The organism is Delftia acidovorans NBRC 14950 (assembly GCF_001598795.1).
In the GTDB taxonomy this organism is placed as follows: domain Bacteria; phylum Pseudomonadota; class Gammaproteobacteria; order Burkholderiales; family Burkholderiaceae_C; genus Comamonas; species Comamonas acidovorans.
The window spans coordinates 119,600-133,304 of the sequence record NZ_BCZP01000010.1; the positions used below are offsets into that span (position 1 = coordinate 119,600).

Below are 13,705 nucleotides of genomic sequence, written 5' to 3' on the forward strand. Positions count from 1 at the left end.
GTCTTCAGAAATACGTGGCGATCACGTCGACCACGTCGTAGCCATCGTTGACGACGGCCATCTGCCGCCATTTGTCGAAGGTCAGGCAGGGGTGGGAGATATCGAAGGCCAGCATGTCGCCGACGCGCAGGCCATCGTCCTCGGCCACCTTCAGGAAAGCATGCTGGTCCATCATGGCCGTGACCTCCCAATGGGGCGGTGCGGCCACCGGCGCGGCATCACCGGGGCGGTAGCGCAGCGCGGGCCGGGGCGGCACGGCCTCGAAGGCGGTATCGCGCTTGCCCAGCGCCACGATGGCGCGGCCAGGCTCGGGCAGTGACTGCACATAGGCCCAGACCTGCAGCGCAGGCAGCAGGCTGGCACGCATCTGCTGCGCCACGGGGTTGGTCTGGTCGATGCGCTGCTGCGCTGCCTGGTAGATGCCCGCATCATGCGTGAGATAGCAGCCGGGGCGCAGCACCAGATCCAGGGGGCCGCCAATGTCGGCCTTGCCGAATTCCTGGGCCACCACGTCGTACCAGGCCGAGCCGGCCCCCGTGAGCACGGCCGGGCTGCGCTGCAATCGTCCATCACCTGCGAGCCGCTCAAGCCAGTGAACGGCGCGCCGCAGCAGGGTGCGGATGGCATCCTCTTCCTTGAGCACGCCCTCGTAGACCTCGATGCCGGCCAGCCGCACGGCCGCGCCAGCCCTTGCCAGCGCATCCAGCAGCGGCTGCATCTGCGCATCAGAGCGCACACCCGTGCGCCCGCCGGGCGGGCCCAGCTCGATCAGCACCTGCACGGACTGGCCCGCCGCGCCAAAGAAGGCCGCCAGTTGCTCGACCTGCTCGGCGCAGTCCACCAGGCAGAAGAACTCAAAACCGGGATCGGCCAGCAGCTCGGCCACGGCGGCCATATTGCGCCGTCCGATCAGCTGGTTGGCCATGAGCACGCGGCGCACGCCGTGGGCATGGGCCACGCGTGTCTGCTGGGCGGTCGCCAAGGTGATGCCCCAGGCGCCCGCATCGATCTGCTGGCGGAACAGGCGGGGCGCCATGGTCGTCTTGCCGTGGGGCGCGAGCTTGGCGCCGTAGGCGTCCACAAAGCGCTGCATCCAGGCAAGGTTGTGCGCCAGGCGCGACTGCGAGAGCACGGCGGCCGGCAGGCCCAGATCCTCGCGCAGCAGGTTCCAGCCCTGCGCTGCGGCGTCCTGCGGCGTGCAGGGCGCCGACAGTGCACCCAGGCCCTTGTCGAGCGGGCTGACCACGTCGGCCATGCCTGCTGTGCTTGCTTCACTCATACGACTCCCCATTGATGGATGGGTGCCAGCATAGGGCAAGGCAGGTGGCCGCCCACGCAAAAACGCCCCGCGTTGCGGGGCGTTGCATCCGGGCCAGAGCCGGGATCAGCGGGGCTGCTGGTACTGGGGCTGGTATTGCGGCTGCTGGTACTGCGGCTGCTGTTGATACTGGGGCTGCTGCTGTTGCTGCGGGATCTCGCCCACGAAGATTTCAACGCGGCGGTTCATGGCACGGCCGCTGGCCGAGTCGTTGGAAGCCACGGGCTGGTGCGAGCCACGGCCTTCGGTGGCGATGCGAGCGCCCGAGACGCCGCGCATGGTCAGGTAGTTGCGCGTGCTGTTGGCGCGGTCCAGCGACAGCGGGTTGTTGATGGCGTCCGAGCCGGTGCTGTCCGTGTGGCCGATGATGCGCACCTCGGCATTGGGGTTGTTGCGCAGGCCTTCGGCGAAGCGGTCCAGGATGGGGGCGAAGTTGCCCTTGATGTCGGAACGGTTGGTATCGAACGAGATGTCGCTGGGAATGTCGAGCTTGAGCTGGTTGTCAGCCGTCTGGCTCACGTTCACGCCCGTGCCCTGGGTGGCCTGCTCCATCTCGCGCTTTTGCTTTTCCATGTTCTGCGACCAGATGTAGGTGCCCAGTGCACCCACGCCGGCACCGATCACGGCGCCCGTGCCGGCCCTGCCGCCGGTGACCGCGCCCAGCACGGCGCCGGCCGCAGCGCCCACGCCAGCGCCCGTGGCCGTGCGGCGCTGGGTGTCGCTCATGTTCGCGCAGCCGGAGATGAACAGTGCGGCAGCCGTTGCGGCGGCCAGAACGATGTGCTTGCGCATGGGAAACTCCTTTTTGAATCTTGGGAACGCACCGTGCGGTAGCGCCAGGGTCCCCATTGTGGAAAGCAGGCTGAGCACAGCCTATCAGTGCGGGCAGGGCATACCCGTAGGACGGCGCCCGCTCCGCGAGGCTGCTTTCGGGTCCGTCACGGGCCGCTGCGATCCTGCCCGGGAGAGGGTTTGTCTGGAGACGGGTGCGAATCCCGTGGCGTGTCCACGGGCAACTCGCCCTTGCGGCGCCCGGAGAACATGGTCCACCACACAATAGCGACCAGAATCACCAAGGCCAGCAGTGCTTCGAGCAAAATCAACCCCATGAATTTCCACCTCCTGCGCCATGCCGCGATGGCGCTGATTGTAGGGACGCTGGTCGCCTGCACGACCACCACCAAGCCGGTCTATGACCCTTCGCCCGTGCCCGACCTGCAGCCGGGAGGCCCGGTCACCGTGACACCCAGGCCCCCGCTGGTCACCAGCACCCCCACCAAGAGCCGCTGGATCGCGGCCGACTGGAGCGAATTGCCCGGCCTGCAGGAAGACGCGCTGCACGAAGCCTGGAATGCCTGGCTCAAGAACTGCGAACGGCCCAGCTCGGTCTTTGCGGGTCTGTGCCGGGACGTGCGCCAGCTGAGCATTGCCACGGGCGACGAGCAGCGCGCCTGGCTCATGGCCAATCTGCAGCCCTACCGCATCGAAGCGCTGGGCGGTGGCCCGGACGGCATGCTGACCGCCTACTACGAGCCCCTGTTCGAGGCGCGGCGCCTGCCGGGCGACGGCTTCAACGTGCCGCTGTACAAGACGCCGGCCGGCGCCGGCTTCGGCAGCCGCAAGCCCTGGTTCTCGCGCCAGCAGATCGAGACGATGCCCGAGGCCCAGGCGGCCCTGGCAGGCCGCGCCATCGCCTGGCTGCGCGACCCCGTCGATGCGATGGTGCTGCACATCCAGGGATCGGGGCGCCTGAACATCACCGAGCCCACAGGCGCGCAACGCACGATCCGCGTCGCCTTTGCGGGCACCAATGACCAGCCCTACAAGAGCGTGGGCCGCTGGCTGCTGGACCAGGGACTGGTGCGCGACGCCACCTGGCCCGGCATCAGCGCCTGGGTGGCTGCCAACCCCGGCCGCGTCAATGAAATGCTGTGGAGCAACCCGCGCTATGTCTTCTTCCGCGAGGAGCCGCTGGAAGGCCTGGACCTGCAATTCGGCCCCAAGGGCGCCCAGGGCGTGGCCCTGACCCCGGGCCGCTCCATCGCCGTGGACAAGCAGAGCATTCCCTACGGCACGCCGGTCTGGTTGTCCACATCCGGGCCCACCGTGGCCCTGAACCGCCTGGTATTCGCCCAGGACACTGGCAGCGCCATCGTCGGCGCCGTGCGCGCCGACTACTTCATGGGCTGGGGACCCGAAGCCGGCGACCTGGCCGGCCGCATCAAGCAGAATCTGCGCCTTTGGGCCTTCTGGCCGCGGAGCCTTGCCAGCCAGGCGCCGCACTTGAGGTGACCCCCTGAGCGGCTACGCCGCTTCCCCCTCTCTACTCGCTTCGCGAGGGAGGGGGACGACAGCCTCGCTTTGGGGTGCGCCGGTTTTATCCTTTGCGCCAAGGCTCGCCCCGCATGGCACAAGACCAGCGCAGACACACCTCTATCCACTGTCCCTCGCTCTGGCGCGGCCCAACGCCAGGGGCGCCGAGCAAGAGCAGCCTCGCTGCGAGGGCGCCGTCCCCCTCAGGGGGAAGGCGCGCAGCGCCTCAGGGGGTATCGAAGTACCTCGTGACGCGCGGCGGCTCCTTGCCCTTGTGATAGGCGAGCTTGCGGTCGCGCAGGGCCACGTCGGCGGCGGTGACGCGGTCGAAGCGGCGCAGGTGCTCGGTCCAGGACTCGTCGATGATCTGCTCCACGTAGCGCTCCGGGTGGCTCATGCTGTGCAGCAGGCTCCAGCCCAGCGCGCCCTGGCGCATGCGGCTGCGGCGGCTTTCCTGCATGAGGGCGCGGAAGGCCTCGGCCTGGGTGGGGTCGATCTGGTACTCGATGGTGACGACCACGCGGCCGGCTTCGGGGATGTTGACCTCGGGGCGCTGGAAGGCCTTGGAGGGACTCAAATCCTCCTCGATCTGGCGGTCGCGCACCAGGCGCTGGACCAGCAGCATGCAGACCACGCCGCTGGCAGCGGCCACCATGAGGCTGCCCCGCACGCCCACCATGCTGGCCACCTGTCCCCAGAGCGCGGCGCCTGTCGCCGTACCCCCCATGATGGACATCTGGTAGATGGACATGCCGCGCGCCCGCACCCAGTTGGGCAAGGCCATCTGGGCCGAGACGCCCAGCACGTTGGCGGTGGAGATCAGCGCCATGCCGGCCAGCATCATGGCCGGCACGGCCATGTAGACATTGGGCGACAGGGCCACGGCCAGCGTGGCCAGCGCATGCACAGCAGAGCCCGACCGGATCAGACTTTCCTTGGACATGGCCTGGCGCAGGCGCGGCAGGAACATGGCGCCCACGATGGCGCCCGCACCCATGGAGGCCAGCAGCAGCGTGAAGGTCTCGGCGCCGCCCCCGCCCTCGGTGGGGCCGTGCAGGCGCTGGGCCACCAGGGGCAGCAAGGCCATCACGGCCGTGCACTGCAGGAAGAAACACACCGTGCGCGCCAGCACCGCATGCATGCGGGGCGACTCGCGCACGAACTGCAGGCCCACGCGCATGGCCGAGGGCAGGCGCTCGCGGCCCAGCGGGTTGGCCACATGGCGGCGCTTCCAGCGGATCAGCACGATGCCCGAGAGGATGGACAGCACGGCGTTCAGCACGAACACCCATGCGCTGCCCAGGCTGGCGATGATGGCGCCGGCCACCAGCGGGCCGATGATGCGCGATGCATTCATGGCCACCGCGTTCAGCGCCATGGCCGAAGGCAGGTGGTGCTTGGGCACGAGTTCGGGGATCAGCGCCGAGAACACGGGCCAGCGCATGGCCAGGCCGATGCCGTTGGCAAAGGTCAGCACCAGCAGCCAGTGCGCCGTCATCTGGCCGGACAGCACGAACAGGCACAGCACCAGGGCCACGGCCGCCACCCAGAACTGGGTGACGATGAAGTAGCGGCGCCGGTCCAGGATGTCGGCCAGCGCGCCGCTGGGCAGGCCCAGCAGGAAGACGGGCAGCGTGGAGGCCGATTGCACCAGGGCCACGAGCACGGGCGAGGTGGTCAGCGAGGTCATGAGCCAGGCCGCCGCCACATCGTTCATCCACATGCAGGTGTTGGCCGCCATCCAGATCAGCCACAGCATGCGGAAGGTGGGGCCGGACAGCGGCGCCCAGACGCCCTGCTGGGCCTGGGCCGTCTTCTGGCCTTCGGCCTCGGCAGCCGCCTTGTCGGCGGCCGTCATGCCTGACGGGTCTTCGATCAGGGTGCCCGGCGCCCCCATGCCCGAAGGCTCGGCCGGAGGCTGGGTGGAAGGCTCGGATTCGGAGGCAGGCGGCTGGGCGGGGACTGGTGTTGTTTGTTCTGCGGCCATGTGCCCCTGATTCTCGGCCCAAACGCGGGGGTGGCGCCAGAAATGGTTGTTGCACTAAGAACCACGATCACCGCCTTGCACGGCAGGCGTTTTTTGCTCCTTTTGCAGGAGCACACTGTCGCTTCGGCGCGACCTTCTTAGGCCAGTCCGCCGGCCTGTGGCTACTGGTCCGGCAGGCCCTTGCCCGCCATGGGCCCCAGCTGGGACAGGGGCAGCGCATGGCTGGACTTGATCTCGCCCAGCGAGAAACTGGTCTGCATGTCCTTCACATTGGGCAGGTTCAGCAGCGTGTTGCGCGCGAACTGCGCAAAGCTGTCCAGGTCGCGCGCCACCACCTGCAGCTCGAAGGTGCCGGTGCCGCTGATGTAGTGGCAGGTCACGACCTCGGGCAGCTTGCGGATGGCGTCCTCCATCTCCAGCGTCAGCGTGCCGGCCGTGCGCACGGCATCGAGCCGCACGAAGGCCAGCACGCCCAGGCCGATCTTGTGGCGGTCGATGTCGGCGTGGTAGCCGCGGATGAAGCCCGCCTCCTCCAGCGCCCGCACACGGCGCCAGCAGGGCGCGGCCGACAGGCCCACGCGCTGGGCCAGCTCGGCATTGGTCAGCCGCGCATCGGCCTGCAGGTGGCCGAGGATGGCAATGTCGAATTTGTCCAAAGTTTGCACAAAATACCGTTTTCAAGAAAGATTCTTGCCAAGAATACTTGAAACAGCGCAAAGAAAGCAAAGACCTATCAGACGAGCACGAATACACTGAAAAAAGGCGATTTGGTTCAGACAACGAGTGCCGTGCATGCCTCTTTCCCGTTCCGGGCAGGACATGACAGGGCGCCGACCATCGATGGAGACAAGCCATGAATGCCCCACTGCCCGAAGACGTGCGCCGCGCCCTGGAGACGGTCACTCTCGACGACAAATACGCTCTGCAGCACGGCCGTGCATTCATGAGCGGAGTACAGGCCCTTGTGCGCCTGCCCATGCTGCAGCGCCAGCGCGACGCTGCAGCGGGCCTGAACACCGCAGGCTTCATCAGCGGCTACCGGGGCTCCCCGCTGGGCGGCTATGACCAGGCGCTATGGGCCGCGAAAAAGCACCTCGAATCCAACAACATCGTCTTCCAGCCCGGCGTCAATGAAGAGCTGGGCGCCACGGCCGTCTGGGGCACGCAGCAGCTGGATCTCTATCCCGAGACCAAGAAGTTCGACGGCGTCTTTGGCCTGTGGTACGGCAAGGGCCCGGGCGTGGACCGCTGCTCCGACGTGTTCAAGCACGCCAACATGGCGGGCACGGCCAGGCACGGCGGCGTGATCGCGCTGGCCGGCGACGACCACATCAGCAAGAGCAGCACGGCCGCCCACCAGAGCGACCACATCTTCAAGGCCTGCGGCACGCCGGTGTTCTTTCCCAGCAATGTGCAGGACATCCTGGACATGGGGCTGCACGCCTTTGCCATGAGCCGCTTCTCGGGCCTGTGGTCGGGCATGAAGACCATCCAGGAGGTGGTGGAGTCCTCGGCCAGCGTGTCGGTGGAGCCGGACCGCGTGAACATCATCCTGCCCGAGGACTTCCAGATGCCGCCCGGTGGCCTGCACATCCGCTGGCCCGATGCGCCGCTGGAGCAGGAGCAGCGGCTGATGAACTACAAGTGGTATGCGGCCCTGGCCTATGTGCGCGCCAACCGGCTCAACCACAACGTGATCGACGGTCCCAACGACCGCTTCGGCCTGATCGCCAGCGGAAAGGCCTACAACGACATGCGCCAGGCCCTGGCCGACCTGGGCCTGGACGACGACACCTGCCGCCAGCTGGGCATACGCGTGCACAAGGTCAACGTGGTCTGGCCGCTGGAGGCCACCATCACGCGCGACTTCGCGCGCGGCCTGCAGGAAATCCTGGTGGTGGAGGAAAAGCGCCAGGTCATCGAATACCAGATCAAGGAAGAGCTCTACAACTGGCGCTCCGACGTGCGGCCCAACGTGGTCGGCAAGTTCAGCGATGAGCACGGCGGCGAATGGTCGGTGCCCAATCCCAGCCAGGACTGGCTGCTGCGCCCCAATGCGGACCTGACGCCGGCCCTCATCGCGCGCGCCATCGTCCAGCGCCTGACCAAGATCGGCGTGCCCGAACACATCGCCCAGCGCATGCACGAGCGCATTGCCGTGCTGGACGCCCGCGAGGCCGCGCTCAAGGCCGCCCAGAGCCAGCCCACGGGCGACCGCGTGCCATGGTTTTGCAGCGGCTGCCCGCACAACACCAGCACCCGCGTGCCCGAGGGCAGCCGCGCCGTGGCCGGCATCGGCTGCCACTACATGACGGTGTGGATGGACCGCTCCACCAGCACCTTCACGCAGATGGGTGGCGAGGGCGTGACGTGGGTGGGCCAGGCGCCCTTCACCAAGGACGCCCATGTCTTCGCCAACCTGGGCGACGGCACCTACTTCCACAGCGGCCTGCTGGCGATACGCCAGAGCATCGCGGCCGGCGTGAACATCACCTACAAGCTGCTGTACAACGACGCCGTGGCCATGACGGGCGGCCAGCGCGTGGGCGAGCGGCCCGAGGGCCACTCGGTGCTGCAGATCATGAACAGCCTCAAGTCCGAGGGCGTGGCCAAACTGGTCATCGTCACCGACGAACCCGCCAAGTACGACGGCGTGCCGCTGGCCGAGGGCGTGACCGTGCACCACCGCGACGAGCTGGACCGCATCCAGCGCGAGTTCCGCACCCTCAAGGGCTGCACGGCCATCATCTACGACCAGACCTGCGCCACCGAAAAGCGCCGCCGCCGCAAACGCGGCACGCTGGCCACGCCCGACAAGACCGTGGTCATCAACGAATTGGTCTGCGAAGGCTGCGGCGACTGCTCCGTGCAGTCCAACTGCCTGTCGGTCGAGCCGGTGGAGACCGAGTTCGGCCGCAAGCGCCGCATCAACCAGAACACCTGCAACAAGGACTACTCCTGCGTGAAGGGCTTTTGCCCCAGCTTCGTCACCATCGAAGGCGGACAGCTCAAGAAGCCCAAGAAGGAGAAGAAGGGCGATCTGTCCATGCTGCCCGCCATCCCGGAGCCCGTGCTGCCGGTGGCCGAGCAGGCCTGGGGCATTGTCGTGGCCGGCGTCGGCGGCACGGGCGTGATCACCATCGGCTCGCTGCTGGGCATGGCCGCCCACCTGGAGGGCAAGGGCGTGATCACCCAGGATGCGGCCGGCTTGGCGCAAAAGGGCGGCTCCACCTGGAGCCACATCCAGATCGCCAACCGTCCCGAGGCCATCTACACCACCAAGGTGGACATGGCCAAGGCCGACCTGGTGATCGGCTGTGACCCCATCGTCACGGCCACGCCGACCACCATGTCCGTGATGCAGCCGGGACGCACCTTCGTGGCGCTCAACAGCCACGGCTCGCCCACGGCAGCCTTCGTCACCAACCCTGACTGGCAGGCGCCGGACGACCGCTGCGCCAGCGCCCTGGCCCAGGCCGTGGGCCCCGAGCTGCTGGGCAGCTTCGACGCCGAGCAGGTGGCCGTGCAACTGCTGGGCGACAGCATCTACACCAACCCGCTGATCCTGGGCTACGCCTGGCAAAAGGGCCGCGTGCCGCTGTCGCATGCGGCGCTGATGCGCGCCATCGAACTCAACGGCGTGCAGGCCGACAACAACAAGGCCGCCTTCGAGTGGGGCCGCCGCTGCGCCCATGACCTGGCTGCCGTGCGCGCCCTGTTCCAGACGGCCCAGGTGATCCAGTTCGTCAAGAAGCCTTCGCTGACCGAGATGGTGGCCAAGCGCGTGGACTTCCTCACGGGCTACCAGAACGCCGCCTATGCGGCCGAGTACCAGGCCTTCGTGGACAAGGTCCATGCCGCCGAGCGCGGCGTGGCGGGCTCCGGCACGCGCCTGTCGGAGGCCGTGGCCCGATATCTGTTCAAACTCATGGCCTACAAGGATGAGTACGAGGTCGCGCGCCTGCACACCGATGCAGCCTTCAGCCAGCGCATCGCCGGCATGTTCGAGGGCGACTACCGCGTGGTCCACCACCTGGCGCCGCCGTCGTCGGCCGGCAAGGATGAGCACGGCCATCTGGTCAAGAAGTCCTACGGTCCCTGGATGCGCAAGGCCATGGAAGTGCTGGCGAAGATGAAGGGCCTGCGCGGCACGGCGCTGGACCCCTTCGGCCGCACGCAGGAGCGCCGCACCGAGCGCGCCCTGATCCAGGAATACCGCCAGTGCATCGAAGGCCTGCTGGCCGAACTCACGCCCGAGCGCCTGGCGCTGGCCGTGGAGATCGCCAGCATTCCCGAGGACATCCGCGGCTACGGCCATGTGAAGGAGCGCAACCTGGCAGCGGCCCGCATCAAGTGGAAGGCACTGATGGCACGCTGGAGCGCACCGTCACGGGGTGCGGGCAGCACGGGCAAGCCCGCCGTCGGCGTCGCCTGAAACCACACGGACTGCCCTGCTCCAGGGGCCTCCTGTAAGATCGCTGCCGCCGCCCGCACCGCAAGGTGTGGGCGGCGCGGCTCCGTCAGGGTCCGTTCCATGGACCGTCAAGCCGAGCGCAAAAATCACGAAAAACCGCGCTCCACCCCTTTAAAAACGGCAGATGGCAGCCAGTTGCAGCCATCGTCGCCGAAAAACCCGCAGCCGCCAGATCCTGGCAGCCCATGTGGGTCAGGGCTGACGCATACAATGCTCCGTTCTCCTGCGCGGGCCCGTGCATACGGCGTGCGCAGCGACCCTTTTTCGACCTTCCAATCCTGGAGTCTTGCCCGTGTTTATTTCTTCCGCTTTTGCCCAGACCGCACCCGCAGCAGCAGCCTCCGGTGGCGACTTCATGTCGCAGCTGTACGGCATGGCACCGCTGGCACTGATGTTCGTGGTGCTGTACTTCGTGATGATCCGCCCCCAGATGAAGCGCCAGAAGGAGCATCGCTCCATGATCGAGGCGCTGGCCAAGGGCGACGAGGTGGCAACGTCCGGCGGCATCATCGGCCGCGTGACACGCATGTCCGAGCAATTCCTGCACATCGAGATCGCCTCGGGTGTGGAAGTCCAGATCCAGCGCAGCGCCGTCGTACAGGTGCTGCCCAAGGACACGCTGAAGTAAGCGCTGTCCCTGTCTTGCGGGTGTGCGGACCGCGCAGGCGGCAGCACACCCTTTTGTGCGTTGCTGTCTACAAAGAGCGAAGAGCGCGATCATGAACCGATATCCGGTCTGGAAGTACGCGATCATCGTGATCGCGCTGCTGGTGGGGGTGCTCTACACCCTGCCCAATTTTTTCGGTGAGGCGCCTGCGGTGCAGGTCTCCTCGGCCAAGGCCACCGTCAAGGTGGACAACGCGGTGCTGCACAGGGTCGAGGAGGCCCTGAAGGCTGCCGATGTCAAGCCCGATGTGCTGACCATTGAGGGCACCTCGGTGCGGGCGCGCTTCAACACGCCCGACGAGCAGCTCAAGGCCAAGGACGTGATCCAGAAGGCCCTGATCCCCGATGCCAACGACCCGGCCTACATCGTGGCGCTGAACCTGGTGTCGCGCTCGCCGCAATGGCTCACGGCCGTCGGCGCCAAGCCCATGTACCTGGGTCTGGACCTGCGCGGTGGCGTGCACTTCATGCTGCAGGTGGACATGGCTGCGGCCCTGACCAAGAAGGCCGACTCCTTTGCCGGCGACCTGCGCACCTCGCTGCGCGACAAGAACATCCGCCACGGCGGCGTCTCGCGCAACGGCAACACCATCGAGATCCGCGTGCGCGACGAGGCCATGCTCACGGCCGCACGCAATCTGGTCACCGACCAGTTCCCCGATCTGGCGGCCACCTCCGAGCCTGATGGCGCCGGCTTCAAGCTGCTGGCCTCCATCAAGCCCGAAGCCCTGCGCAAGGTGCAGGAGCAGGCGCTCAAGCAGAACATCGTCACCCTGCACAACCGTATCAACGAGCTGGGCGTGGCCGAGCCCGTGATCCAGCAGCAGGGTCTGGACCGCATCATCGTCCAGCTGCCCGGCGTGCAGGACACGGCCAAGGCCAAGGACATCCTGGGCCGCACGGCCACGCTGGAAGTGCGCCTGGTCGACGAATCCTCCGAGGCGCGCGGCGCCGAGCTGGGCTCGGGCCCCGTACCCTTCGGCTCCGAGCGCTACCTGGACCGCAACGCCCAGGCCGTGATCGTGCAAAAGCAGGTCGTGCTGACCGGCGAGAACCTCACCGACGCACAGCCCGGCTTCGACAGCCAGACCCAGGAACCCACGGTCAACCTGGTGCTCGATGCCAAGGGCGCGCGCATCTTCAAGGACATCACGCGTGAGAACGTGGGCAAGCGCATGGCCATCATCCTGTTCGAAAAGGGCAAGGGCGAGGTCGTGACGGCTCCCGTGATCCGCACCGAGATCGGTGGCGGACGCGTGCAGATCTCGGGCCGCATGACCACGGCGGAAGCCAACGACACGGCCCTGCTGCTGCGTGCCGGCTCGCTGGCCGCGCCCATGGAGATCATCGAGGAATACACCATCGGCCCCAGCCTGGGCGCCGACAACATCAACCGCGGCATCCACTCCGTGGTCTGGGGCCTGGTGGCCATCGCGGCCTTCATGTGCGTGTACTACATGCTGTTCGGCGTGATCTCCACGGTGGCCCTGTCGGTCAACGTGCTGCTGCTGCTGGCCATCCTTTCCATGCTGCAGGCCACGCTGACCCTGCCCGGCATCGCCGCCATGGCGCTGGCGCTGGGCGTGGCCATCGACTCCAACGTGCTGATCAACGAGCGCATTCGCGAAGAACTGCGCGGCGGCGCCTCGCCGCAGGCCGCCATCCATGCGGGCTACGAGAACGCATGGCACACCATCCTGGACTCGAACGTGACCACGCTGATCGCGGGCCTGGCGCTGCTGGCCTTCGGCTCCGGCCCGGTGCGCGGCTTCGCCGTGGTGCACTGCATCGGCATCCTGACCAGCATGTTCTCGGCCGTGTTCTTCTCGCGCGGCCTGGTCAACCTCTGGTACGGCCGCCGCAAGAAGCTCAAGAGCATCTCCATCGGCCAGGTCTGGAAGCCGGAAGACACCAGCCAGCTGCGCTCCGTGGCTGCCAAGGGTTCCAGCGTCGCCGATTCCGGCGCCAACAACTGAAAGGGGGAAGACCATGGAGTTCTTCCGCATCCGCAAAGACATCCCCTTCATGAAGTACGCGTTGGTCCTCAACGCGATCTCCTTCATCACCTTCGCGCTGGCCGTGTTCTTCCTGCTCACGCGCGGCCTGCACCTGTCCGTGGAGTTCACGGGCGGCACCGTGATGGAGGTGGCCTATACCCAGACCGCCGACATCGCCAAGGTGCGCGATACCGTCTCCAAGCTGGGCTACAGCGACGTCACGGTGCAGAACTTCGGCACGTCGCGCGACGTGATGATCCGCCTGCCCGTGCAAAAGGACGTGTCCTCCGCGCAGCAAAGCGAGCAGGTGCTCACGGCGCTCAAGAAGGAAGACGCCGAAGTCACGCTGCGCCGCACCGAGTTCGTGGGCCCGCAGGTGGGTGACGAGCTCATGCACAACGGCCTGATGGCACTGGGCTTCGTGGTGCTGGGCATCGTGATCTACCTGGCCATGCGCTTCGAATGGAAGTTCGGCGTGGCCGCCGTGATCGCCAACCTGCACGACGTGGTCATCATCCTGGGCTTCTTCGCGTTCTTCCAGTGGGAGTTCTCGCTGTCCGTGCTGGCCGGCGTGCTGGCCGTGCTGGGCTACTCGGTCAACGAGTCGGTCGTGATCTTCGACCGTATCCGCGAAGCCTTCCGCAAGTTCCGCAAGCTCAGCACCACCGAGGTGATCGACCACGCCATCACCAGCACGATGAGCCGCACCATCATCACCCACGCCTCCACCGAGGCCATGGTGCTGTCCATGTTCTTCTTCGGCGGTCCCAGCCTGCATTACTTCGCGCTGGCTCTGACCATCGGCATCCTGTTCGGCATCTATTCCTCGGTCTTCGTGGCCGCCGCCATCGCCATGTGGCTGGGCGTCAAGCGCGAGGATCTGATCAAGGCGCCCAAGGCTTCCACGGACCCCAACGATCCCAACGCCGGCGCCACTGTGTAAGCGAATG

At 67.0% G+C, this 13,705-nt stretch carries 10 protein-coding genes; 5 read left to right on the forward strand and 5 right to left on the reverse strand.

The annotated features are described in order from the left end of the window. Positions 1–4 precede the first annotated feature (4 nt). From DA1_RS15065 to DA1_RS31055, 3 genes are all read right to left on the reverse strand, one after another. On the reverse strand, positions 5–1,279 hold the full coding sequence (locus tag DA1_RS15065) for an amino acid deaminase (RefSeq protein WP_034389756.1): 1,275 nt from the start codon (positions 1,277–1,279) through the stop codon (positions 5–7). Positions 1,280–1,384: 105 nt separating this feature from the next. After that, complete coding sequence (locus tag DA1_RS15070) at positions 1,385–2,110, reverse strand: YiaD family glycine zipper/OmpA-like lipoprotein (protein ID WP_034389754.1); 726 nt, start codon at positions 2,108–2,110, stop codon at positions 1,385–1,387. 146 nt (positions 2,111–2,256) lie between these two features. Further along, on the reverse strand, positions 2,257–2,427 hold the full coding sequence (locus tag DA1_RS31055; RefSeq protein WP_016449371.1) for a hypothetical protein: 171 nt from the start codon (positions 2,425–2,427) through the stop codon (positions 2,257–2,259). Between DA1_RS31055 and mltA the strand changes: the two genes are divergently transcribed. After that, the gene (mltA, locus tag DA1_RS15075; RefSeq protein ID WP_034389752.1) at positions 2,426–3,610 is read left to right on the forward strand and encodes a murein transglycosylase A; all 1,185 of its coding nucleotides are present in this window, start codon (positions 2,426–2,428) and stop codon (positions 3,608–3,610) included. The genes DA1_RS31055 and mltA overlap by 2 nt on opposite strands. 247 nt (positions 3,611–3,857) lie before the next feature. On the opposite strand, the gene DA1_RS15080 is transcribed toward mltA, so the two are convergent. Next, positions 3,858–5,528 (reverse strand): MFS transporter, encoded by a 1,671-nt coding sequence (locus DA1_RS15080; protein WP_502690322.1) that lies wholly within the window; start codon positions 5,526–5,528, stop codon positions 3,858–3,860. A 251-nt stretch (positions 5,529–5,779) separates the two neighbouring features. Then, on the reverse strand, positions 5,780–6,283 hold the full coding sequence (locus DA1_RS15085) for an Lrp/AsnC family transcriptional regulator (protein ID WP_012202773.1): 504 nt from the start codon (positions 6,281–6,283) through the stop codon (positions 5,780–5,782). Positions 6,284–6,471: 188 nt separating this feature from the next. On the opposite strand from DA1_RS15085, the gene DA1_RS15090 reads away from it, so the two are divergent. The 4 genes from DA1_RS15090 to secF all read left to right on the forward strand — a co-directional run bounded on the left by DA1_RS15090 (position 6,472) and on the right by secF (position 13,698). Continuing rightward, positions 6,472–10,053, forward strand: a complete 3,582-nt coding sequence (locus DA1_RS15090; protein WP_034389748.1) for an indolepyruvate ferredoxin oxidoreductase family protein — start codon at positions 6,472–6,474, stop codon at positions 10,051–10,053. A gap of 331 nt (positions 10,054–10,384) precedes the next feature. Beyond that, a complete protein-coding gene (gene yajC, locus DA1_RS15095; RefSeq protein WP_012202771.1) occupies positions 10,385–10,720 on the forward strand; it encodes a preprotein translocase subunit YajC in 336 nt (111 codons plus the stop codon). Positions 10,721–10,811: 91 nt separating this feature from the next. Then, positions 10,812–12,734 (forward strand): protein translocase subunit SecD, encoded by a 1,923-nt coding sequence (gene secD / locus DA1_RS15100; protein ID WP_034389747.1) that lies wholly within the window; start codon positions 10,812–10,814, stop codon positions 12,732–12,734. 13 nt (positions 12,735–12,747) lie between these two features. Then, the gene (gene secF / locus DA1_RS15105; RefSeq protein ID WP_012202769.1) at positions 12,748–13,698 is read left to right on the forward strand and encodes a protein translocase subunit SecF; all 951 of its coding nucleotides are present in this window, start codon (positions 12,748–12,750) and stop codon (positions 13,696–13,698) included. The last annotated feature ends 7 nt before the right edge of the window (positions 13,699–13,705 follow it).